We start from the raw sequence: 23,488 nt of genomic DNA on the forward strand, positions 1-23,488 counted from the left end.
AACAGTTATAAAGTTTAAGGATATCAACGTGTCAAATGCTTCAAAATTCGGCAAAGTTGCTGTGTTGCTTGGTGGTAAATCTGCTGAGCGTGAGGTTTCTCTAGATAGTGGTACTGCTGTACTTGACGCATTGGTTCGTTCGGGCGTGAATGCTGAAGCTTTTGACCCGCAAGAACGTAGTGTGACCGAATTGGTGGGGTATGATCGTGCGTTTATTGTGTTGCATGGTCGCGGTGGAGAAGATGGTCAAATTCAAGGCGTCTTGGAGTGGTTGAATATTCCATATACGGGAACTGGTGTGCAAGGTTCTGCAATCGGAATGGATAAAGTGAAAACCAAGCAAGTTTGGCAGGGTTCCGACTTACCTACAGCACCTTATCGCATTATTAGCCAAGAGTCAGATTTGGCTGAAGTAGTGGCGAGCTTGGGGCTTCCGTTGATTATCAAGCCAGTACATGAAGGCTCAAGTGTTGGCATGAGTAAGGTTGAAAAAGCAGAAGATTTGGCGGCTGCAATTGCCAAAGCGACGCAACACGATGCTGTGGTGATGGCTGAAAAATGGATTACGGGACGTGAGTTCACCATTTCATTCTTAAACGGTCAACCGTTGCCTGTGATTCGCCTGCAACCGCCTGCGGATGTGGCGTTTTATGACTATGAAGCAAAATATCAACGTAATGATGTGGAATACGGAATTCCGTGCGGTTTAAGCATTGAAGAAGAGCAAAAGTTGCAAGCGCTTTGCCTTCGTGCATTCCAAGCGGTAGGTGCAAGTGGTTGGGGCCGTATTGATGCGATGCAAGATGAGCAAGGCAACTTTTGGCTCCTTGAAGTGAATACTGTACCGGGTATGACCAGTCACTCTTTGGTGCCGAAAGCGGCAAATGCAGTGGGTTACAGCTTCGATGCGCTTTGTGTGCAAATTTTAGAGCAAACACTGACAGGTGCGACTCACTAAATGGCGCAATTACCAGCTTCTATGCGCCGCAAACGCGCAGCGATTACGTCGATACACGATAAACCACCAACGCGTAAGGAAAAGCTTGCGAATTTTGGTGGTTGGGTGATGTTGGTCGTTGCAATAGCGGTCTTGTTGGTTGGTATTTATGGCTTATATCAAGTCATGACAGATGCACGCGTGGCTGAACTCGATGTGGTTGGCGTGCGTTCTGACGCGGAAAAGAGTCAGGTCATGGGGCATGTGTCACCGACCATCACCCATAACTATTTCACCTCAGATTTAGAAGACATTCGCGATCGAACTTTAGAGTTGGCTTGGATTGATCGTGTGGTGGTTTCGCGTGCGTGGCCGAATGCGATTCGCGTTCGTGTCATGCCAAAGCATGCTATTGCACGTTGGGGGACAGGGCGTCTCTTAAGTGATAGTGGTGATGTGTTTAGCGAAGTGACACCGAAAAATAATCAAAATTTACCGTTATTGCATGGCCCAATCAGTCAATCAAAAATGATGATGCGCCGTTATAATGAAATTAATCAGTTATTCCAACCAGTCAACCTGCGTTTAAAAGAATTATATTTAACGGAGCGGATGACTTGGTTTATGCAGTTCGATTCGGGTTTACGTGTTATCGTAGATCAGGATCAAACCATGAGTAAACTACAACGCTTGAGTTATTTGGCTCAAAGTGATTTGAAGCCAGTTTGGGACAAAGTATCCGCTATTGATTTGCGTTATCGGAATGGCTTAGCCATTCAATGGAAGAATACTGCTGCACCAAAGATAGCAAATGGTCATTTTGTTGTAACGATTGATGACACAAGCATTGCAGGTGGAGTGGCAGCAAAGCCATAATACTTGGCTTTAAAACAGAGGCATAAAGCCATAAATTAAACAAACATGTGATGGTAGTAGTAAATAATGAATGAAGCGGTTCCCTCAGTTGTTGCGATTGACATTGGGACGCACAAAGTTTCAGTTTTGATTGGTAAGGTACATGCGCCAGATAATATCCAAGTGATAGGAATGGCAACTGCTCGTAACCGAGGCATGAATAAAGGAAAAATGGTAAGTCTTGATAAAGTCATTACAGCAATAAAAAATGCCGTGCAAGAAGCAGAAGATATGGCCGAATGCCGTGTCCATTCCGCATGGGTATCTATTCCCAGTGCAGAGTTAAAGAGCTTTTATGCATCGGGACGAACACCAGTTGAAAATACTGACCATACAATTACAACAAGTGAAGTGGTTCGTGCATTAGAGTTGGCCAAAGCTAGCCACATGACCTCGGATCATTATCTGGTCAGTGCGGTTCCGTTGGGCTTTGAGCTAGATGACTCACCAGAATGGGTACAGAACCCAATACGTATGTCTGCACATAGTATGATTGGTCATTATCAACTGATGATGTTACCAATTAGTACTATGCAAAACCTTGATCGCGCACTTAAAGGTGCCAATATCGGGGTGGAAAAGTTGGTCGTATCTTGTTTGGCAACGGCAGAAGCAAGTCTGCTCAAAGATGAAAAAGAGTATGGCGTCTGTTTAGTTGATATTGGTGCAGGTACCACCAACATTGCGGTGTATTTAGATGGGCGTTTAGCACTGACGCATACTTTACAGCGTGGTGGTGAGCATGTCACCCGAGATATTGCTGCTGTGTTACAAACAACCACTGAAGAAGCGGAACGAATTAAACTACTCTATGGTTGTGTTGATATTAAATCGGTTAAACCAGACCATATGATTCAGATTCAAGGGATTGATGGTCCGCAAACGATTAGCCGTATTGAGTTGACTGAGATTGTGGTTGCACGTTATGAGGAAATCTTAGGTCAAGTACGCCAAGAACTTGAGCGGAATGGTGCAATCCATGGTTTGTATCATGGTGTGGTCCTAACCGGTGATGCCAACCAAATTGAAGGCATGGTGACGTTGGCACGTCGTATGTTGGGCGTATCAGCACATTTGGGTAATCCGCCTGTGCATGTGACAGCAGACGAGCAAAATATTGCAGCATTACGTCGTTCGCAGTATGCCACAGCAGCGGGTTTGTTGATGTTTAGTCAAAGTGAAACACAAGAAACGATTGTTGAGCCTGAAGATACAGAAAAACTATCGCTATTCAAACGCGTTGGGCGTGCTTGGTCTGGACTCAATGACAAGCTGAAATCTGTTTTTTAAGTTGAATTTTTTTGGAATATTGTTAAGAAGTTGTACAACGCATCGCTTAAACTTGACAAGCTATGGCTTGCACAGCATGCTTAAAAGCAATTTTGTTTATTAAGATCAAGGCAGTATACGGGCTTAAGTGACTGCCAATAACGAATTAGGAAATCTATAGGTCATGGCCTCATTTGAATTTTTAGAAGATGATCAAACCGATAGCAACGGTCAAGCCCGTTTTACTGTGTTTGGTGTTGGTGGTGCAGGTGGTAATGCCGTACAACACATGCTTGAGTCAGACATTCAAGGTGTAAAATTTGTATGTGCCAATACGGACAAGCAAGCGCTAGACCGTATGAATGCACAATTCAAAATCCAGTTGGGTGAACAAAGTACTCGTGGCTTAGGTGCTGGTGCCAATCCGAATGTGGGTCAAGCAGCGGCTGAAGAAAGCCGTGACTTGATTCGTCAGCACCTTGAAGGCACTGATATGGTGTTTGTGACTGCGGGTATGGGCGGTGGTACAGGTACAGGTGCAGCACCAGTGGTTGCTGAAATTGCCAAAGAAATGGGTATCTTAACCGTAGGCGTGGTAACGACACCATTTAACTTTGAAGGTAAGCGTCGCCTTCAATCTGCTGAGCAAGGGATTGAAGCATTAGAAGCGCATGTAGATTCCTTAATCATCATTCCAAACCAACGCTTGTTGAAAGTTTTCCGTGACATCTCAATGAAAGATGCCTACAAAAAAGCCGATGATGTTCTTCTTAATGCGGTACGTAGTATCTTTGATTTGGTGGTACGCCCAGGTCATATTAACCTTGACTTCGCTGACTTGAAAACAGCGATGAGCACACGTGGTTATGCCATGATGGGTGCTGGTTTAGGTCGTGGTGAGAACCGCGCACGTCAAGCGGCTGAACAAGCGATCCGTAGCCCGTTGCTAGATAATGTGACCATCATGAATGCCAAAGGTATTCTGATCAATGTAACGGGCGGCGATGATGTCACCTTTGGTGAAATCGAAGAAATTACCGATGTTGTGAACCAAATTGTCGATCTAGACGAAGGCCAAGTGTTCTACGGCACAGTATTTGATCCAGATGCGCGTGATGAAATCAGTGTCACTGTGATTGCAACTGGCTTGACTCGAAATTCAGCAGATTCTGCTGAGCCCGTGAAACGTCCAAATGCACATGTGCAAGTAGCACAACATGGGCATACAACGCAAGCGGTAGTTGAAGATGATGATGTACCAGCAATCCAGCGTCAGAACCAAGACGCGGCTGCGACAGCAAATTCTGCATCTGCTGTGAGTGCGGCGCGCCCAACACCAATGAGTATTCAAGATTATTTGAAAAATCAACAACGTAAGTAGTGCTTGCCCGTGTGGTAATTCCGCATTATTTGAAGAAAAGGTAGTCTCTGACTACCTTTTTGTTTTTTATCAATGGCTAAATATGCTAACGTATAGCGGTTTAGTGGTGAGATGATATGAAACATGTTGAAACAAAGAACTTTACAACGTGTCGTAAAAGCAAGCGGTATTGGTCTGCATAGTGGGCAAAAAGTTTTAATTAACTTTGTGCCACATCATGCGGACGGTGGAATTGTATTTCGTCGTATTGATCTTAACCCACCTGTAGACATTCTTGCCAATGCAATGCTAATTCAAGAAGCATTTATGTGTTCTAACTTGGTTCAAGAGGATACCAAGGTCGGTACCATTGAACATGTCATGAGTGCGATAGCTGGTCTGGGCATTGATAATCTGATTATTGAAGTGTCTGCATCTGAAGTGCCAATTATGGATGGTAGTGCTGGCCCTTTCATTTACTTGCTCATGCAAGGCGGCCTAAAAGAACTAGATGCCCCTAAAAAATTTATAAAAATTCTAAAGCCTGTTGAAGCACTCATTGACGACAAACGCGCCATTTTCAGCCCACATAAAGGGTTTCAACTGAATTTTACTATTGATTTTGATCACCCCGCCTTTAAGAAAGAATATCAATCAGCCACTATTGATTTTTCAACTGAAACCTTCGTTTATGAAGTCAGTGAAGCCCGTACTTTTGGTTTTATGAAGGATTTGGATTATCTCAAGGCCAATAATTTGGCTTTGGGGGCCAGTTTAGATAATGCAATTGGGGTTGATGAAACAGGCGTAGTGAATGAGGAAGGTTTACGCTTTTCGGATGAATTTGTTCGTCACAAAATATTAGACGCCGTCGGTGATCTTTATCTGCTTGGTCACCAAATTATTGCTAAATTTGATGGATATAAGTCAGGCCATGCTTTGAATAATCAGTTATTACGCAATGTTAAAAGTGACCCAAGTAGCTATGAAATTGTAACATTTGATGACGAAGATCAGTGTCCAATTCCATACGTGAGTGTGACTTAAGTCATTGTCTTTGCTATGTGATGTTATATTGTAACTTTTGATATTGTGATGTATTTCACATTTAAGTAATTGGGTTTAGACCGTATTCAAAGCTGGGTTACTTTTTTTTGCTTGCCAAACGGCGCATTGCTTGGCTAAGCTTAGGGTCGCTCACAAAGTCAGCAGCACCTCGAATTAGATCTTGAGTTTCGGTGCTGAGCGATCTTGAAATAGATTGTATTTTTGCGGGTGTTTGGGATGGGATTCTCAAACGAACTTGGAGTTTTTGTAAGTCCTTAAACTCGTCAAGTTGCGACAGTTGTGCAATATATTGTTTTTGAAGGTAACCAAGTTGACTAATCATCGCTTGATTTTCGCCGGTAATCGTCAAAATACCATATTGATAACAAACAACCTGCCACTGCTCTGGTTGCGGTAGGATAGGTTGGATCAGTTTAGTGAGTTTCTGCCATGCAGCAACTTGCTTTGAGAGAAACGTTAAGTTTCCTGTTTTTATGTGTTTTCTTGTTTGTTGAAAGAGATTCACTGGTTCGGACATACATATTTCCTTCATGTTGATGTCTTAATCTTATGCGTTCTTTTCAGTAGATATCAAGGACGAGATCACGCAAGAAATGTTTGTAAGAACAGTTTGAAGAGGTTTTTTTATGCATATGCGACGTATTTTGTTGGCTTTTTCTTTTGCGGCATCGGCTGCGTCTGTGGCCTTCGCCGATTTAGTTGAGCTCAATACAAATAACGCATCTTCGGATCGAATTGAGCAACTGACACGCACTTTGTCAGAAGGTGCTTATACTGCAGATGATATTGATCTTCCTGCTGAAACGAAAATGTCAGTGCAGCTCCGTGAGAAAACAGTTGAGCTTAACAATGCTTCACTGGCTAAAAAATACGGCTCAGAATCTTCTTCAAAAGGTTTTTCAAACAACCCTCATTCATGGCTAATTGCGCATCCATTACCAAGCGCACGGGTCAGTTCAAATTATGGCGGTCGTACGATGAATGGTCGTGCAGAACGTCATTCAGGCCTTGATCTTGCTGCACCAAGTGGTACTCCAATTTACGCAACAGGCCCAGGGATTGTGACCAAGTCTGGTTGGGGTACAGGTTATGGGCAATATGTTGAAATTAACCATGGTAACGGGTATATCACACGTTATGCACATGCCTCACGTTTAATCGCTCGTGTTGGCGACCGTGTAGACGCTGGTGAGCATATTGCCAATGTGGGCTGTACAGGTCGTTGTACTGGCCCACACTTACACTATGAAGTAGTTAAAGATGGTCAACGTAAAAACCCATCGACTTATCTCGCAATGTTGCCTTAATCCGTTTTGAACGATGATCCAAACTTACCGTTGGCCTGATGTTTGAAAAGGAATACAGGTCTGACGTAACCTAAATTAGCATCAAAAAATCGCATTAAATGTATAAAAAACCGCCTAAATTGGCGGTTTTTTGTTAACTTGGGTAACGAATGGTCAATGACTATTTAGCTGCTAAATAGTAGGGGTGGGCCATATTCAGCTGTAGCGATACTCTTATAGGACGAAAGTATGATACATATTAACTCATAAGATTAGGATATCGAAATAGGTGAATTATGGCGTTTTATGGTGATACTGACGCGCAAGAAACGCAAGAATGGCAAGATGCGTTTGACTCCGTTTTACAACACATGGGGACTGAGCGTGCAGCTTTTCTACTGGAAAAACTGTATCAACAAGCAATCGCTAAACATGTCCCTATTCAGCGTTTAAACACGCCTTATTTAAATACAATTTCAGTGGCTGAAGAACCTGCAATGCCAGGCGATCAAGACATGGAGCGTCGTATCCGTGCGTTGATTCGTTGGAATGCTTTGGCAATGGTACTTCGTGCCAACAAAACGGGTGATGACTTAGGTGGTCACTTGGCCAGCTTTGCATCTTCAGCAACTTTATATGATGTCGGTTTTAACCACTTTTTCCGTGCCAATAATGACAGCTTTGGCGGCGACATGATTTATTATCAAGGTCACTGTGCACCGGGTATTTATGCACGTTCATTCCTTGAAGGTCGTTTAACCGAAGAGCATTTGAATAATTTCCGTCGTGAAGTTGGTGGGATTGGTTTACCTTCGTATCCGCACCCATACCTCATGCCTGATTATTGGCAGTTCCCAACGGTATCTATGGGTCTAGGGCCAATCATGTCGATCTATCAAGCACATATTCAAAAGTACTTGATGAACCGTGGTTTAATTAAAGAAGAAGATCGTAAAGTCTGGGCATATCTAGGCGATGGCGAGATGGATGAGCCTGAAAGTACAGGTGCAATTTCATTGGCTGGTCGTGAAAAGTTAGATAACTTGATCTGGGTGGTGAACTGTAACTTACAACGTCTGGATGGCCCAGTACGTGGTAATGGTAAAATCATTCAAGAACTAGAATCTTTATTCCGTGGTGCGGGCTGGCGTGTCATTAAGGTGGTATGGGGTCGTCATTGGGATCCGTTACTTGCTAAAGACAGCACAGGCGCTTTAAAAGCGGTAATGGAAGAAGCGGTGGATGGTGATTACCAACGCTACCAAGTCAAAGGTGGTGCATACACCCGTGAGAAATTCTTTGGTAAGTATCCTGAAGCAAAAGAATTAATCAAAGACCTGAGTGATGAGGATATTGATAACCTCAACCGTGGTGGTCATGATCCGTACAAGGTATTTGCTGCTTATGCAGAAGCGATGAAAGCCAAAGGTCAGCCGACGGTCATCCTTGCGAAAACGGTGAAAGGCTATGGTTTGTCTGAAGAAATTGAAGCAGTCAACAAGACGCACCAAATCAAAAAGATGCAGATTGACTCTTTGAAATATGTACGTGACCGTTTTAACTTGCCATTTACCAATGAGCAGCTAGAAGAAGTTCCATTCTATCGTCCAAGCGAAAACTCTCCTGAATTGAAATACATGAAAGCACGTCGTGAAGCTTTGGGGGGATATTTACCTGCACGTCGTAAAGAAAGTGAACAGCTCGCGATTCCTGCATTGTCCGTATTTGATGCGGTGTTAAAAGGTTCAGCAGGTAAAGAACAGTCAACCACTATGGTAATGGTGCGCTTGATTTCTTCACTCTTGAAAGAAAAAGCGATTAAAGACCGTGTTGTGCCAATCGTTCCTGATGAAGCGCGTACCTTTGGTTTAGAAGGTATGTTCCGTCAGTTGGGTATTTATGCCGCACACGGCCAAAAATACACACCTGAAGACCAAGAACAATTGATGCATTACCGTGAAGCCAAAGACGGTCACATGTTACAAGAAGGGATCAACGAAGCGGGCGCGATGAGTGCGTGGGCGGCGTTGGCAACCAGTTATTCAACCAATAACTTGCCAATGATTCCAATGTACATGTATTACTCAATGTTTGGTTTCCAGCGTATTGGTGACATTGCATGGGCAGCAGGTGATGCACAAGCGCAAGGTTTCTTATTGGGTGCAACAGCGGGCCGTACCACGCTAAACGGTGAAGGTTTACAACACCAAGATGGTCACTCACACATTTTAGCCAACACCATTCCAAACTGTGTGTCGTATGACCCATGTTTCGGTTATGAGTTAGCGGTCATTGTGCATGATGGTTTACAACGTATGTATGTCAACCAAGAGCGTGTGTTCTACTACTTAACAGTCATGAACGAAAACTACGAGCATCCTGAAATGCCAGTAGGCGCTGAGGAAGGCATCAAACGTGGTATGTACTTGTTCCAAGAAGATGAAAAAGCTACGGTTCAGCTCATGGGTTCAGGCGTAATTCTGCGTGAAGTCATCAAGGCTGCGAAAATCTTACGTGATGAATACCAAATTCACTCAAATGTGTGGAGTGTGACCAGCTTCAACGAATTAGCACGTGATGGTATGGCATGTGAAGAATACAACCGCCTACACCCTGTGACTGAAGATGTGAAAGAGTCTTGGGTATCTCAGCAGTTGCGTGGGAAAGAGGGTATTGTAGTCTCTGCAACCGATCATATGCGTGCTTATAGCGAACAGATCCGTGCGTATTTACCAGATGGTCGTCCATTTGTAGCATTGGGTACAGACGGTTACGGTCGTTCTGATACACGTGCGAACTTACGCAGCTACTTCGGTGTAGATGCGGCGCACATTGTGGTTGCTACCTTGAAGAAATTGGCTGATGAAGGTGAAGTAGATGCACGTTTAGTCAAAGATGCGATTTCTAATTTTGAATTAGATACGGATCGTCCTGTGGCGTGGGCACCGCAAGCAACACCTGAGATTCACGCTGTTGCAGACTACAAAGAGGAGAAATAATCATGCAAATTACGACTCCTGATATTGGTGTAGATAAGGCGACCGTCGCTGAAATCTTAGTGAAAGTTGGTGATCGCATTAGTGTCGATGACAGCATTATTTTACTGGAATCCGACAAAGCCTCTGTTGAAGTGCCGAGCACTTCAGCAGGTGTGGTGAAAAGTATTTTGGTGAACTTAGGTGACTCGGTTGCCGAAGGTGCAGCGCTGATTGAGCTGGAAGCCGAGGGACAAACTGAAGCGCCAGCGGCACAAGCACAGGCTGAAGTTGTACAAGCTGAAGAAAAGCCTGTCCCTGCTGTTGTTGAAACGGTTGCACCAGTTGCGACTACAGCATCACAAGTGATTGATGTGCAAGTGCCAGACATCGGTGTAGAAAAAGCAACCGTTGGTGAAATTTTGGTGTCGGTTGGCGATCAAATTGACGTCGATCAAAGCATCCTTGTGGTTGAATCAGACAAAGCCACCGTTGAAGTCCCGAGTACGGTTTCAGGTACAGTGCAATCAATTAGCATTCAAGTGGGTGACAGTGTTAAAGAGGGTGTGGTGATTCTGACTGTAAAAACAGCAGTTTCAATTACACAAGCGACTGCTGAGCCTACGCAAGTTGCAACGCCTCAAGCCACTGAAGCTCAGCCTGCTGAAGCGGCACCACAAGTTGCTGCTGCGCCTGTAGGTGCAGTTGAAATTGCAGTGCCTGACTTGGGTGTAGACAAAGCGGCTGTTGCTGAAATTTTGGTGTCAGTCGGTGATACGGTTGAAAAAGACCAGAGTATCATCGTGGTTGAGTCAGACAAAGCAACGGTTGAAGTACCAAGTACGACAGCAGGTGTGATTAAAGCGATTCATGTTGCATTGGGTCAAAATGTCTCAGAAGGCGTGGCTTTGGTGACTATTGAAGCTGAGGGGCAAGCCTCTGCACCAGTAGCTCAAGCTGTTGCTCAGACACCAGCGAAACCTATAACTGCTCAAGTTACAACTGCGCCAGTAGAGACGCCTGTTGTACAGACTGCACCACTAGTTCAAGGCGCAGATAAGCTAACCAAAGAGCAAAATGCAGCCAATGCTAAAGTCTATGCGGGTCCTGCGGTACGTAAATTGGCGCGTGAGTTGGGGGTAGTACTGGCAGAAGTCAAAGCCTCTGGTCCACATGCACGTTTAATGAAAGATGACATTTTTGCTTATGTGAAAGGTCGCTTGACAGCACCGCAAACAGCGCCTGTTGCGGCGGTTGCTGCCACTGCGGGCTTACCGAAACTGCCGGACTTTAGTGCGTTTGGTGGTGTAGAAGAGAAAGTGCTGACACGTCTGCAACAAGTCTCTATTCCTCAGTTGTCTTTAAACAACTATATTCCGCAAGTCACTCAGTTTGATTTGGCGGATATTACTGAGCTTGAAGCTTGGCGTAATGATCTTAAAGGTAACTTTAAGAAAGATGGCATTAGCTTGACCATTATGGCTTTCATTATTAAAGCTGTTGCGCACCTGTTGAAAGAAGAGCGTGATTTTGCAGGTCACTTGGCTGATGATGGCAAGTCTGTACTGTTGCGTAATGAAATTCATATGGGCATTGCTGTAGCAACACCAGATGGTTTGACTGTTCCTGTACTGCGTAATCCAGACCAAAAGTCTATCAAAGAAATTGCGGTGGAGCTCGGTGTATTGGGTCAAAAAGCCCGTGATAAGAAGCTTTCGCCGAAAGATCTTCAAGGCGCAAACTTCACCATTTCAAGTCTCGGTGCAATCGGTGGCACAGCATTTACGCCATTAGTGAACTGGCCGCAAGTTGCAATCTTGGGTATTTCACCTGCAACGATGCAACCGGTATGGAATGGGCAAGGTTTTGATCCTAAGCTGATGTTACCATTGTCCTTGTCTTATGATCACCGTGTGATCAATGGGGCAGATGCAGCACGCTTTACCAATAAACTCACCAAGTTACTAAAAGACATCCGTAGCTTGTTGATCTGATATGATTTAAATTTAGAAAACCTCGCCTAGGCGGGGTTTTTATGTTTTGGGATAATAATAAGTGTGATTTTATTGATTCAGGCTTTCTTTTAAAATAATTTTAGACTGATAACGATTCTATTTGAGATGAGGTGCAAGGATGCTGGTGATCTATCGAATTGTATTGCCTATATTATTGATTGTTTTTGTATTAATGGGTTTGTGGGTAAGTTTCTTAGATTTTTCATCAGACTGGGTGATGTATATCGTCATGGGGTTGGAGGTGCTTGCGGCGACTATGGTTTTGGCCATGGAGTATCAAGCCCAAAGTGTTGGTGGTGCAAGTGGCTGGGGTATTTTTGGTTTTTTTTGTTTAAGTGTAAATTTAGCATTTATATTGGGTATTGCTCGTGTGTTGATGTGGACTTACCAAAAATTTTGGATATAGAGATTCAAAAAGTTCTGATTGTTTGGTAAAATGCTATCACTTCATTGGGGAGTAGCCGCTCTTTACGCAAAGTAAAGGGGTGATGATCAACATAATTGTTCAACAGAACATGGTCATCATAGCAAAGAACCAAAAACGACTTTTCAGTCGTGCTTTTGTTGGCAAGACCTTTGATTTACCACTCTGCATCAATCTATTTGATTTTGGCTAGCAGGAGGGGTAGGTCATCGGTATATTTTGCTAGCCAGAGCATTCAACTATGTATGAATTCCTCATCTCCACTTCAATTGTTGCCCTTGCTGAAATGGGTGATAAGACCCAATTGCTTGCGCTTTTACTTGCAGCGCGTTTCCGTAAACCCATCCCGATCTTAATTGCAATTTTACTTGCGACGACGATCAATCATGGTATCTCTGCGGTGTTGGGCCAATGGATTACGACAGTACTTAGCCCCGAAATTCTATTGTGGATACTTGCACTTGGCTTTCTTGGGATGGCGATCTGGATGTTGATCCCCGATGAATTAGGGGACGAAACTGAAAGCATTAATAAATGGCAAAAGTTTGGGGTATTTGGCGCAACCTTTATCTTATTTTTCTTAGCGGAAATTGGCGATAAGACTCAAATTGCGACAGTAGCTTTGGCTGCACGTTTTGACAGTATTTTTTGGGTCATGTTGGGTACGACTTTCGGTATGATGTTGGCCAATGCACCCGCTGTGTTTATTGGCGATAAATTGGCAGATAAATTACCGATTTCGTTGATTCATAAAATTGGTGCAGCGATTTTTTTAGTTGTGGGTATTTCTACACTAGTACAGCATTATTTCTTCTAATTCACTATAAAAATCACCAATCCCGACTTAAAAAATCGGGATTTTTTATTGTTAAATCATCCTCAATTTATTGATATATCAAATGATATTGGTCGCAAATGCATTGTAAGTTTGTGTAAATCCATATATGTTGTAGGCATTAAAAAGTCGTTTAAGAAAAACAGTATTTTGAGGGGATTGGTATGGCATTTGACCGTACAACGTCACAGGTTTTATATGATGATGGCACACATAAATGTATTAGCTTTACCAGCTTGGTCAAAGGTGAAGGCGTTCAGGCGAACCAGTTTTTAATTATTGACCATGAACGTGCTGCAGTGTTAGATCCGGGTGGGGATTTAACCTATGTACCACTCACGATGGAGTTGAATAAATATACTCGTTTGACCAATCTTGATTATGTCATGGCTTCACATCAAGATCCGGACATTATCACCTCAATGCCACGTTGGTTAGTGTATACCGAGGCAAAAGTTGTGGCTTCTAAACTGTGGGCACGTTTTTTACCGCATTTGAACTCTGCATTTATGAGTGAGCGGATGAAAGGCAACTGGTTAGATCGGTTGGTGGAATTGCCTGATCATGGTCAAGTCATCACTTTGGGTCAATCTTCCATTATTGCTGTACCTGCCCATTTTCTACATTCGGTAGGCAATTTTCAGTTTTATGACCCGATTGCCAAGATTTTATTTTCAGGTGATATGGGGGCATCAATGGTGGATGATGCATCTAAACCTTTGGAAAATTTTGCTGCACATATTCCTAAAATGAAAGGCTTCCATCAGCGTTATATGTGTAATAACAAAGTGATCCGTTTATGGGTCAACATGGTCCGCACGATGGATATCGAAATGATCGTACCACAACATGGGACTCCTTTTATTGGTCAAGAGCAGATCCATCAGTTCTTAGACTGGATTGAAGGTTTGGAATGTGGCACAGATTTGATGGACGAGAGTGTATTTACCTGTCCCACTTAAGTGACAAAATAGTCGTAAATTTTGCTTGTTTGGCGACCACAATTTTTTTAATATTTTCTTCCAAAAAAGTTTTTTGAAAACGAGAATATAAAGGATGTTGTCTCAAGTTCCGACGGAAGATGCCTGTTTAAGCTGTGGGGCATGTTGTGCCTTTTTTAGAGTCTCATTTTATTGGGCCGAAGGTATTCCCATGCCTGAGCACTATGTCGAGCCTGTGACGGCTGTGTACTCATGTATGGTGGGAACGAATCAAGCAAACCCGCGTTGTATTGCACTAGATGGAACCATTGGTGAGCAGGTGAGTTGTGGTATGTATGAGCAACGGAGTTCATCATGTAAAGAAGTTCAGATTGCTGACGATCAATGCAACAAAGCACGACGTGCACACAATATGATTCCTTTTGTGCAACTAGACGCAGGCTTATCGGTCAATGATGAAGGGTTTAATCAGGTATGCTAATTGCAAAAAGTGGAGCTAAGGCTCTACTTTTTCATTTTTAAATATGACCTAAATCCTTTGCAAAATAAGAAATAAAAAAAATAAGCGTGAAAATGATAGCTCAAAAATAAAATACGTGTTTTATCATATTCTTTTCTAAGACAAAAAAATAATTTTTGCAATTGCAATGAAATTTAAGGCTATTTTTGTTTATAATAGCGCACGGAAATTACCAGTGAGACTGTTATGTTGACCATCGTTCAAGACGCGTTAACTTTTGATGATGTCCTATTACTCCCTGCCTACTCTACTGTTCTCCCAAAAGATGTCTCTTTAAAGACACGATTCACGCGCGGCATTAATTTAAATATCCCACTTGTGTCAGCAGCAATGGATACGGTGACTGAATCGCGTATGGCGATTGCGATGGCGCAAAATGGTGGTATTGGTATTTTACACAAGAACATGGATATTGCTGCACAAGCTGCAGAAGTCCGTCGTGTGAAAAAATTTGAAGCAGGAATGGTGAAAGATCCAATCACTGTAACACCTGAAACCACAGTGCGTGAATTGATCTCGATTACTCAAGCCAACAATATCAGCGGTGTACCTGTTGTGAAGGATGGCAAAGTAGTTGGTATCGTGACTGGTCGTGATACACGCTTTGAAACGAACCTTGAGCAACCTGTAAGCAATATCATGACGGGCCAAGATCGTTTGGTGACAGTGCGTGAAGGCGAATCGAAAGAAAATATTCAAGCATTATTGCAAAAGCATCGTATTGAAAAAGTTTTGGTTGTGGGTGAACACAACGAACTTAAAGGCTTAATTACGGTTACTGATTTCCGTAAAGCGGAAAGCTATCCAAACAGCTGTAAAGATGACCTCGGCCGTTTACGTGTGGGTGCTGCAGTTGGTACAGGTGCAGAAACACCAAGCCGTGTTGAAGCACTGGTTGAGGCGGGTGTGGATGCGATTGTCGTGGATACTGCACATGGTCATTCTGCGGGTGTAATCGAGCGTGTACGTTGGGTAAAAGCGAATTACCCGCAAGTCCAAGTGATTGGCGGTAACATTGCCACTGGCGATGCCGCTTTGGCTTTATTGGATGCAGGTGCTGACGCAGTTAAAGTCGGTATTGGCCCAGGTTCAATCTGTACCACTCGTATTGTGGCTGGTATTGGTATGCCGCAGATTTCTGCGATTGATAGCGTTGCCAATGCATTGAAAGACCAAATTCCATTGATTGCAGATGGTGGTATCCGCTTCTCTGGCGATATGGCAAAAGCGATTGGCGCTGGTGCGAGCACGATTATGGTTGGCTCACTCCTTGCAGGAACTGAAGAAGCGCCAGGTGAAGTTGAATTCTTCCAAGGTCGTTACTATAAAGCCTATCGTGGTATGGGTTCATTGGGCGCGATGGCAGGGGCAACAGGTTCTGCGGATCGCTATTTCCAAGACTCTAAAGCAGGTGCGGAAAAGTTAGTTCCAGAAGGGATCGAAGGTCGTGTGCCTTACAAAGGCCCGATGGGTAACATCGTACACCAAATGATGGGCGGTTTACGTTCTTCTATGGGCTATACGGGTTCATCTGTGATTGAAGATCTTCGTCAAAATGCGAAGTTTGTGAAAATTACATCTGCGGGCATGTCTGAGTCACATGTCCATGATGTGACAATTACCAAAGAAGCACCGAACTACCGCGTTGGCTAATTCAGCTATACCAATTGTTTAATGTAAAAGCCGTCATAAAAATGACGGCTTTTTCGTTTTGGTGTAAAGTATTTCACAATGAAAAAGGATGATGCAAATCACCCATTAAGAAGTGAGACATACATGAGTTATTTTGGTACCGACGGTATTCGTGGAAAATTTGGCGTTCTCCCTATTACTCCTGAATTTGCGCTGAAGTTAGGATTTGCCGCAGGTAAAGTGATTAAGCGTCATAGTAAAAAAGCTAAACCGGTGGTGGTCATGGGAAAAGACCCGCGTTTATCTGGTTATATTTTGGAATCTGCACTTCAATCGGGTCTTAATGCTGCGGGTGTGTATGTACATTTATTGGGGCCTCTACCAACCCCTGCTATTGCTCATTTGACTCGTGCTCTACATGCAAATTTAGGGATTGTCATTTCTGCTTCGCATAACCCATATTTTGATAATGGGATTAAGTTCTTTTCCAGTGAAGGGAAGAAACTCCCAGATACGCTACAAGAAGAAATCAACCTTGAATTAGAAAATGATATTTTAATTGAAGATACTGAAAACCTAGGTAAAAGTGTTCGCGTTGATGATGCACAAGGTCGTTATATTGAATTTTGTAAATCGTCCTTTCCATACCACTACGATTTAAATGACTTAACGATTGTGGTGGATTGTGCCAATGGGGCTGCTTATCATGTAGGACCAGCAGTTTTTCGTGAATTGGGTGCGAAAGTCATTGCTATTCACAATGAACCAAATGGTTTAAATATCAATAAGGGTTGTGGTTCGACCCATCCAGAAAGCTTACAAAAAGCTGTTGTTGAGCATAAAGCTGATTTGGGTATTGCATTTGATGGTGATGCCGATCGGGTTATTTTGGTGGATAAAACAGGCAAGTTGATTGATGGAGATCATGTCCTCTATATCCTCGCAACGCAAACGCAGAAAAAGCCAGCAGGAATTGTGGGTACTCTGATGTCGAATATGGCCTTAGAGCTTGCCTTAGAAAAAGCAGGTGTTGAATTATTACGTGCCAAAGTGGGAGATCGTTATGTCCTACAAGGTCTAGAGGAAAAAGGTTGGGTTATTGGTGGTGAGCCATCTGGACATATTTTAACACTAGATAAAAGTACGACAGGCGATGCCATCATTGCAGCGTTGCAAGTGTTGACGGTGATGGTTGAGCAGAAGAAAGCCCTGCATGAACTGGTTGCTGAATTTAAGCTTTTACCGAATGTGTTGGTGAATGTCCGTTTAGAGGCGATGTTTGATCCTTATGCAGTGCCTGCTTTGGTGGCTGAATTTGATAAAGCAGAGCAACAACTCAAAGGTCGTGGTCGTTTGTTGATCCGCAAGTCAGGGACTGAACCTGTGATTCGTGTCATGGTGGAAGGGGATGATCTCGATGAAGTTAGTACTTTAGCTCATACATTGGCTGATGCCGTACGTGCGAATGCAGCTTAGAAAGGAGTTGAAAAATGACTGATTTAATTAAAGATCTCAGCGAACTTCGTTTAAGTTACCAAAAAGGTGAGTTGTACGAAGCACGAGTAGAAACCCATCCACATGCCCAGTTTTTACTTTGGTTCAACCATGCACTAGAAGCACAATTGCATGAGCCTTATGCGATGTCGCTGGCAACAGCGAGTGGGCAGGGTCGTCCACATGTGCGGACTGTTCTCTTACGAGGTGCAACCGAAGCTGGATATGATTTTTATACCAATTATGATAGCCAAAAAGGCAATGATTTGGCTGAAAATCCGTATGCAGAGTTACTTTTCTATTGGCAGGAGCAGGAGCGTCAAATTCGCATTGGGGGTAAAGTGGTCAAAATTTCTGAAGCGGAATCGACAGACTACTATCATAAGCGTCCACGAGATAGCCAAATTGCGGCACATATCAGTACACCCCAAAGTGGCGTAATTGAAAGTCGTGAGGTATTGCAACAACGTTTTGAGCAATTGCAAAGCCAAGTTGAAGGTAAATCGGAACTGAATAAACCACTATTTTGGGGTGGCTACCGTCTTGAGCCAGACTACTATGAATTTTGGCAGGGGCGCCCGAACCGTTTGCATGACCGCTTAAGTTATGAAAAACAGCACGATGTTTGGGTGTTGAAGCGTTTGATGCCATAAATGTCATCCATTCAAATTAAGCAAAGACCCTTCATTAGCCGTCCTGAATTATTTCAGGATGTTCCTGCGTTTATTGCAGAAATTTTAGCTCGTCGTGGTGTAGCGTCAGCACAAGAACTGGAATTAAAGCTTAAGCATCTACTAGCACCTAATATGAAAGGCTTAAACGAAGCTATTCAGTTGATAGATGCTGCAATGGATCAGCATCATAAAATCGTCATTGTCGGCGATTATGATGCAGATGGTGCAACCAGTACGGCTTTGATGGTCTTGGCTTTGCGTGAGATGGGGGCACAGGTAGAGTATCTGGTTCCAGACCGCTTTAAATATGGTTATGGCTTAACCCCAGCGATTGCAGATTTGGCATTTACCACCTTTACACCTGATTTATTGATTACGGTTGATAATGGTATTTCCAGCCATGACGGTGTGAAACAAGCGCAAGATCATGGTATGCAAGTGATTATTACCGATCATCACTTGACCACTAAACCCACACCGAATGCTGAAGCGGTAGTCAATCCAAACCAGTTGGGCTGTGGTTTTCCAAGTAAAGCTTTGGCTGGTGTGGGGGTTGCCTTTTATGTTTTAGCCAACTTATCGAGCTATCGTAAAAAACTCAATAAGTCTTCGGCCGTCATGAGTCAGTATCTGGATTTGGTGGCCTTGGGAACTTATGCCGATGTTGCCAGTCTTGATTACAATAATCGTATTTTGGTCGATGTCGGGCTGAAAAGAATTCAGCAGCATTTATGTCGTCCTGGCATCAGTGCATTACTCGAGATTGCAGGGCGAGAGGCTACAACTTTAAAAGCGCAAGATTTGGGATTTGTACTGGGACCACGTATTAATGCGGCAGGTCGCATGGAAACCATGGATATCGGGATTGAATGTCTATTGGCACAGGACTTTGCTACTGCTTATCCATTGGCGGAGCAACTGAATCAGTTGAATGTGGAGCGTCGTCAGGTTGAAGCGACGATGAAGCAGGAGGCTTTAACAGCCTTAGATCAGATTCAACTGGATGATACGGCTTTACCTGCGGCCTTACTGATGTTCGAGCCACATTGGCATCAGGGGGTGATAGGCATTGTTGCGGGGCGCTTAAAAGAACAGTTTCACCGTCCAAGTATTGTGTTTGCAGCAGATGAAGACGGGATACATATCAAAGGTTCAGCGCGCTCGATAGAAGGGATTCATATTCGAGATGCCATTGAGTGTGTTGCTGAGCAATATCCATATTTGGTCAGCCACTTTGGTGGTCATGCAGCAGCAGCAGGATTAACCATTCAAAAAAGCCATTTTGAAGAGTTTAAACAGGCTTTTGAAGCACTGATGGCAGCTCAGGATGAACGTTTATTTACAGCCACTTTATGGACTGATGGTGAGCTCCCTGCGCAAAATATTCAGGTTGAGACGGTCAATATTTTGCAACAACTCAGCCCATGGGGGCAAAAGTTTCCAGCCCCGATTTTTGAAGGAAATTTTCAGATTTTAGATTTCCGTTGGTTGAAAGAAGTGCATTTAAAATTACGCCTTGCTTTAGATAATGGTCAGGTGGTGGATGCGATTGCCTTTAATGCGGCGGACAAATACCAGTTCAATGAGATGAACCATCAAGTTCGTTTGGTCTATGAGTTGGATAAAAATGAATTTCGTGGCAATGTCAGTGTACAACTTCGCATTTTGTATTTAGAACAACATTAAAAAACCGCTCTATAGAGCGGTTTTTTAAATACATTTTTGTTTCAATTAGAAGCGGTAAGCACCACGTAAACCGAATATATTGCCTTCATCAGCAAAGTCAATTGCACTTTCTAGGCTAACCTGTTGTGTGAAGAATTTTTTCGCACGAATGGTAAATATGTCAGCATCTTCTTCGTCTGTATCAGAAAAACCGAGACCAACGCTCAAGGTTTTATCTAAATATAAGTCAGCAGCTAAGTTATAAGCATCAATATCGCCAAAAGATGCACTACCTTCAAAATTCATGTCATAAGCCCCCACTTGAGTAACATATTTGGCACGTAAGGTTGGATCGACATCGTCGCCATAATCATTATCATATCCGAATAAACCGACTGCAACCAATAGGCCTGGAACGGGAAGGTAGCCAAGCTCAGCAGAATAAATTGTTGTATCTAGATCTTCAACATCATCCATTTCATGTTTGGTTTGTCCAATATTCCCGTTGATATAAAAATCTGAGTTTGGCACAAAATATTCGAGTCCAACATTAAAAGCAGTGACTTCATAGATATCATAGTCAATATAAGAAACTGCGCCATTGAGATTACTGGAGCGGTTTAAAAAAGCAGCTTCATTCAGCGGATTGTTTTTGACTTGAACAGGGTTGAAGTAGTAGATGCCATCTACACCAAAACCTGTTGCAGTATCCCCATGATCAGGATCAACGACAGCAATGGTGCCACCAATTTCACCTTGGTAAGCATGTGCAGTCCCGAAGCTCGCAATCAGTGCTGTAGTAAGCGCAAGTTTTTTAAGCATTTTAGAGATTCTCTCTTTGTTATAAGAATAATGACTGTTCTATGACAGTTGCAACGCAGTGTACAAAAAAGTAGCAGAGAGTCAATCTTTATTTATAACAATGCTTTATAGAAATGAAAAAAGCCCATTCGAGAATGGGCTTTTGTTTTCAAACCTTAATTGAGTGGTTTTAGAAGCGGTATTTCGCAGCTACACCGAATTTGTTGTAGTCGTTGTTGCCGACTTCACCAAAACCAACACGGCCTTCAAGGCTGACTTGTGGAGTGAAGAATTTACGAGCATTGATACCGAATTCATTGGTATCAGTGAGATCATTGCTGTAATAGTCAGCCCCTAAGCTTAAAGTTTTGTCGATGAAATAATCGCCTTTAAGGTTGTATTCATCAAGGTCTCCGAAAGCGGCACCTGCTTCTAAGTTTATGTCTTTACCATTACTGAGTGTTGTGACATATTTGGCACGTAAAGTTGGGTCTACGCCATCGTCATAATCGTTATCATAACCCTTTAGACCCGCAGCGATTAATAAACCTGGAGCAGGTAAATAACCGACTTCAGCACTATAGACTGTAGTATCAAAGTCACCGCCATTATCAAAAGAATAATCATCACGTCCAACTTTACCACCGAGGTAGAAGTCTGAGTTCGGAATGAAGAATTCTGCACCAATGCCATATTGCTGACGTTCATCATCACCAACTTCATCGTATTGGTATTTGGCATTTACATTACTGGCACGATCTAAGAATGCTGCTTCTGCAAGTGGCGCATTACGAGTTTGTACGGGGTTAAAGTAGTATGTACCATCCACACCAAAAGAGCCGCTTGAACTACCATTGTCTGGATCAATTAGGCCAGCAGAAGCACCGACTTCTGCTTGGTAGGCATGCGCAGTACCTGTGATTGCCAAAGCTGAAAGAAGTGCTGAAGCAATTGCTAATTTTTTCATGGAATGTACCCCTCGAAAGTGGACCGATATTTAAATTTTTTGTTACAACTTCAGTCTAGGTCAAAATAAAAAAGCGTCAACCAATGGAAAGTTAATGCTCTGTATCCATGGTTACATCATGTAATTTTTCATATTTAAATAATTGATAATAAATTATATTTTTATAATGTTTTGTTTTATTAAAATTGTGTAGATTCTGTGGATCTCATAATTTTTGTCCATATTTTATACAATTTTAGGTCAAAATGTTTAGCCCATTTGTCTGCTGAGAAATGCTCTCAGATTTGTTTTATGTGGTTGCTGAAGCATATAGAGATTTGCTTGCTCATTGAAGTAATCACTTTCTTGACTGAAGGTTAGCTTTCCATCTTATGAAGAAGAGCCAGTTGTGTCGGGTTTGAGATGAATAATCACAGCCACTGAGTGTGCTATAATCAGCGACTATTTTTTCGCTTTATATTGATTGAGAGTAATTCACGTGGAAATTAATCCGTATCTAAACCAATTAAAAGACTTAAACGACCGTGGTCTCACATTACGGGGGTATCTTTGACTACGATCTGAAAAAAGAGCGTTTAGAAGAGGTTCTCCGTGAATTAGAAGATCCAGCGATTTGGAATGATCAAAGCCGTGCGCAAGCGATGGCCAAAGAAAAAGGCGAACTTGAAAACGTCTTAAACGTGTTAGATGGTTTGGCAACACAGCTTGAAGACGCAGAAGCGATGCTCGATTTGGCAGTCGAGGCCGATGATGAGAGTCTGCTGGCTGATGTTCAGGCTGAATTGAATTCTGCAGAAGAAGAATTAGCGAAGCTTGAATTCCGCCGTATGTTCAGCAACCCAATGGACCCGAACCCATGTTATGTGGAAATTCAAGCAGGTTCAGGGGGTACAGAAGCGCAAGACTGGGCTTCAATGTTACTGCGTATGTACATGCGCTGGATTGAACGTCATGGCTTTAAGGCTGAATTGATGGAAGAGTCAGACGGTGATGTCGCCGGGATTAAGTCAGCAACGATTCGTGTGGAAGGTGAATATGCTTATGGTTGGTTGCGTACTGAATCGGGCGTGCATCGTTTAGTTCGAAAATCGCCATTTGACTCAGGTAACCGCCGTCATACCTCGTTCTCTGCTGTGTTTGTGTCGCCAGAAGTTGATGACAATATTGAAATTGATATCAACCCATCTGACGTGCGTACAGATACTTACCGCGCTTCAGGTGCTGGTGGTCAGCACATTAACAAAACAGACTCTGCGGTACGTTTAACCCACGCACCGACAGGGATTGTGGTTGCATGTCAGAACCAACGTTCACAACATGCCAACCGTGATCATGCATGGAAACAGTTACGTGCGAAGTTGTATGAGTTGGAAATGAGCAAACGTAACGAAGCGGCTCAAGCACTTGAAGACTCGAAGTCAGATATCGGTTGGGGCAGTCAGATTCGTTCTTATGTTTTGGATGACTCACGTATTAAAGACTTACGTACTGGTGTTGAAAATTCCAATACAGGTGCAGTACTAGATGGTGACCTTGATAAGTTTATTGAAGCCAGCTTAAAACAAGGTTTGTAATTTAAATAATGAATGAAAGCAAAGCGTTAAAATTTATTTTACAATATATCTAAAAAATTCGATATTAAAATCGAAAAAATACGATATATTAGATAAAAGAAACTGAATCACGCTTTGCTGCCCATTAAACGTGTCT

Annotated in this window: 20 protein-coding genes and 1 riboswitch; of the genes, 17 read left to right on the forward strand and 3 right to left on the reverse strand. The window is 43.0% G+C overall.

The window, feature by feature from the left end:
• Window positions 1-28 precede the first annotated feature (28 nt).
• From ACZ8ZH_RS00620 to lpxC, 5 genes are all read left to right on the forward strand, one after another.
• Complete coding sequence (locus tag ACZ8ZH_RS00620) at window positions 29-958, forward strand: D-alanine--D-alanine ligase (protein WP_086210265.1); 930 nt, start codon at window positions 29-31, stop codon at window positions 956-958.
• Window positions 959-1,813 (forward strand): cell division protein FtsQ/DivIB, encoded by an 855-nt coding sequence (locus tag ACZ8ZH_RS00625; RefSeq protein ID WP_086210264.1) that lies wholly within the window; start codon window positions 959-961, stop codon window positions 1,811-1,813.
• A 66-nt stretch (window positions 1,814-1,879) separates the two neighbouring features.
• Window positions 1,880-3,142 (forward strand): cell division protein FtsA, encoded by a 1,263-nt coding sequence (gene ftsA / locus ACZ8ZH_RS00630; RefSeq protein WP_470247798.1) that lies wholly within the window; start codon window positions 1,880-1,882, stop codon window positions 3,140-3,142.
• Between the two features lie 163 nt (window positions 3,143-3,305).
• Window positions 3,306-4,502: a cell division protein FtsZ gene (gene ftsZ / locus ACZ8ZH_RS00635; protein ID WP_086210262.1), complete on the forward strand. Its 1,197-nt coding sequence runs from the start codon at window positions 3,306-3,308 to the stop codon at window positions 4,500-4,502.
• A 123-nt stretch (window positions 4,503-4,625) separates the two neighbouring features.
• Window positions 4,626-5,528 (forward strand): UDP-3-O-acyl-N-acetylglucosamine deacetylase, encoded by a 903-nt coding sequence (gene lpxC, locus ACZ8ZH_RS00640; RefSeq protein WP_086210261.1) that lies wholly within the window; start codon window positions 4,626-4,628, stop codon window positions 5,526-5,528.
• A gap of 97 nt (window positions 5,529-5,625) precedes the next feature.
• Here lpxC and ACZ8ZH_RS00645 read toward each other — a convergent pair whose 3' ends face one another.
• Entirely contained in the window at window positions 5,626-6,066 is a 441-nt protein-coding gene (locus ACZ8ZH_RS00645) for a DciA family protein (protein ID WP_086210260.1), read from the reverse strand.
• 109 nt (window positions 6,067-6,175) lie between these two features.
• Between ACZ8ZH_RS00645 and ACZ8ZH_RS00650 the strand changes: the two genes are divergently transcribed.
• The 11 genes from ACZ8ZH_RS00650 (at window position 6,176) to recJ (ending at window position 20,031) form a co-directional block, all read left to right on the forward strand.
• The gene (locus tag ACZ8ZH_RS00650) at window positions 6,176-6,856 is read left to right on the forward strand and encodes a M23 family metallopeptidase (protein ID WP_086210259.1); all 681 of its coding nucleotides are present in this window, start codon (window positions 6,176-6,178) and stop codon (window positions 6,854-6,856) included.
• A gap of 275 nt (window positions 6,857-7,131) precedes the next feature.
• Window positions 7,132-9,834, forward strand: coding sequence for a pyruvate dehydrogenase (acetyl-transferring), homodimeric type (gene aceE, locus ACZ8ZH_RS00655; protein WP_110974621.1), 2,703 nt, complete (start codon window positions 7,132-7,134; stop codon window positions 9,832-9,834).
• A gap of 2 nt (window positions 9,835-9,836) precedes the next feature.
• Complete coding sequence (locus tag ACZ8ZH_RS00660) at window positions 9,837-11,804, forward strand: 2-oxo acid dehydrogenase subunit E2 (protein ID WP_119063306.1); 1,968 nt, start codon at window positions 9,837-9,839, stop codon at window positions 11,802-11,804.
• A 139-nt stretch (window positions 11,805-11,943) separates the two neighbouring features.
• A complete protein-coding gene (locus ACZ8ZH_RS00665) occupies window positions 11,944-12,231 on the forward strand; it encodes a hypothetical protein (protein ID WP_119063305.1) in 288 nt (95 codons plus the stop codon).
• A gap of 34 nt (window positions 12,232-12,265) precedes the next feature.
• Window positions 12,266-12,407: riboswitch (yybP-ykoY riboswitch) on the forward strand.
• Between the two features lie 83 nt (window positions 12,408-12,490).
• Entirely contained in the window at window positions 12,491-13,066 is a 576-nt protein-coding gene (locus ACZ8ZH_RS00670) for a TMEM165/GDT1 family protein (RefSeq protein ID WP_119063304.1), read from the forward strand.
• Between the two features lie 182 nt (window positions 13,067-13,248).
• Window positions 13,249-14,046: an oxygen-binding di-iron domain-containing protein gene (locus tag ACZ8ZH_RS00675; RefSeq protein WP_110974623.1), complete on the forward strand. Its 798-nt coding sequence runs from the start codon at window positions 13,249-13,251 to the stop codon at window positions 14,044-14,046.
• 94 nt (window positions 14,047-14,140) lie between these two features.
• Window positions 14,141-14,506, forward strand: a complete 366-nt coding sequence (locus ACZ8ZH_RS00680; protein WP_086210253.1) for a YkgJ family cysteine cluster protein — start codon at window positions 14,141-14,143, stop codon at window positions 14,504-14,506.
• 225 nt (window positions 14,507-14,731) lie between these two features.
• A complete protein-coding gene (gene guaB, locus ACZ8ZH_RS00685) occupies window positions 14,732-16,198 on the forward strand; it encodes an IMP dehydrogenase (RefSeq protein WP_063454399.1) in 1,467 nt (488 codons plus the stop codon).
• Between the two features lie 123 nt (window positions 16,199-16,321).
• The gene (gene glmM, locus ACZ8ZH_RS00690; RefSeq protein ID WP_119063303.1) at window positions 16,322-17,653 is read left to right on the forward strand and encodes a phosphoglucosamine mutase; all 1,332 of its coding nucleotides are present in this window, start codon (window positions 16,322-16,324) and stop codon (window positions 17,651-17,653) included.
• Between the two features lie 14 nt (window positions 17,654-17,667).
• Window positions 17,668-18,324: a pyridoxamine 5'-phosphate oxidase gene (gene pdxH, locus ACZ8ZH_RS00695; RefSeq protein WP_119063302.1), complete on the forward strand. Its 657-nt coding sequence runs from the start codon at window positions 17,668-17,670 to the stop codon at window positions 18,322-18,324.
• Entirely contained in the window at window positions 18,325-20,031 is a 1,707-nt protein-coding gene (recJ, locus tag ACZ8ZH_RS00700) for a single-stranded-DNA-specific exonuclease RecJ (RefSeq protein ID WP_119063301.1), read from the forward strand.
• 45 nt (window positions 20,032-20,076) lie between these two features.
• On the opposite strand, the gene ACZ8ZH_RS00705 is transcribed toward recJ, so the two are convergent.
• Together ACZ8ZH_RS00705 and ACZ8ZH_RS00710 are read right to left on the reverse strand one after the other, a co-directional pair.
• The gene (locus ACZ8ZH_RS00705; protein WP_119063300.1) at window positions 20,077-20,832 is read right to left on the reverse strand and encodes a putative porin; all 756 of its coding nucleotides are present in this window, start codon (window positions 20,830-20,832) and stop codon (window positions 20,077-20,079) included.
• A 169-nt stretch (window positions 20,833-21,001) separates the two neighbouring features.
• Window positions 21,002-21,778 (reverse strand): putative porin, encoded by a 777-nt coding sequence (locus ACZ8ZH_RS00710; protein WP_086209161.1) that lies wholly within the window; start codon window positions 21,776-21,778, stop codon window positions 21,002-21,004.
• 478 nt (window positions 21,779-22,256) lie between these two features.
• Between ACZ8ZH_RS00710 and prfB the strand changes: the two genes are divergently transcribed.
• Window positions 22,257-23,352, forward strand: a protein-coding gene (gene prfB, locus ACZ8ZH_RS00715) for a peptide chain release factor 2 (protein ID WP_110974628.1) whose coding sequence is annotated in 2 segments (ribosomal slippage) — window positions 22,257-22,328 and window positions 22,330-23,352 — 1,095 coding nt in all. Because the reading frame shifts where the segments join, the coding sequence is not laid out codon by codon here.
• The last annotated feature ends 136 nt before the right edge of the window (window positions 23,353-23,488 follow it).

This window comes from Acinetobacter sp. SW-226, assembly GCF_055632855.1.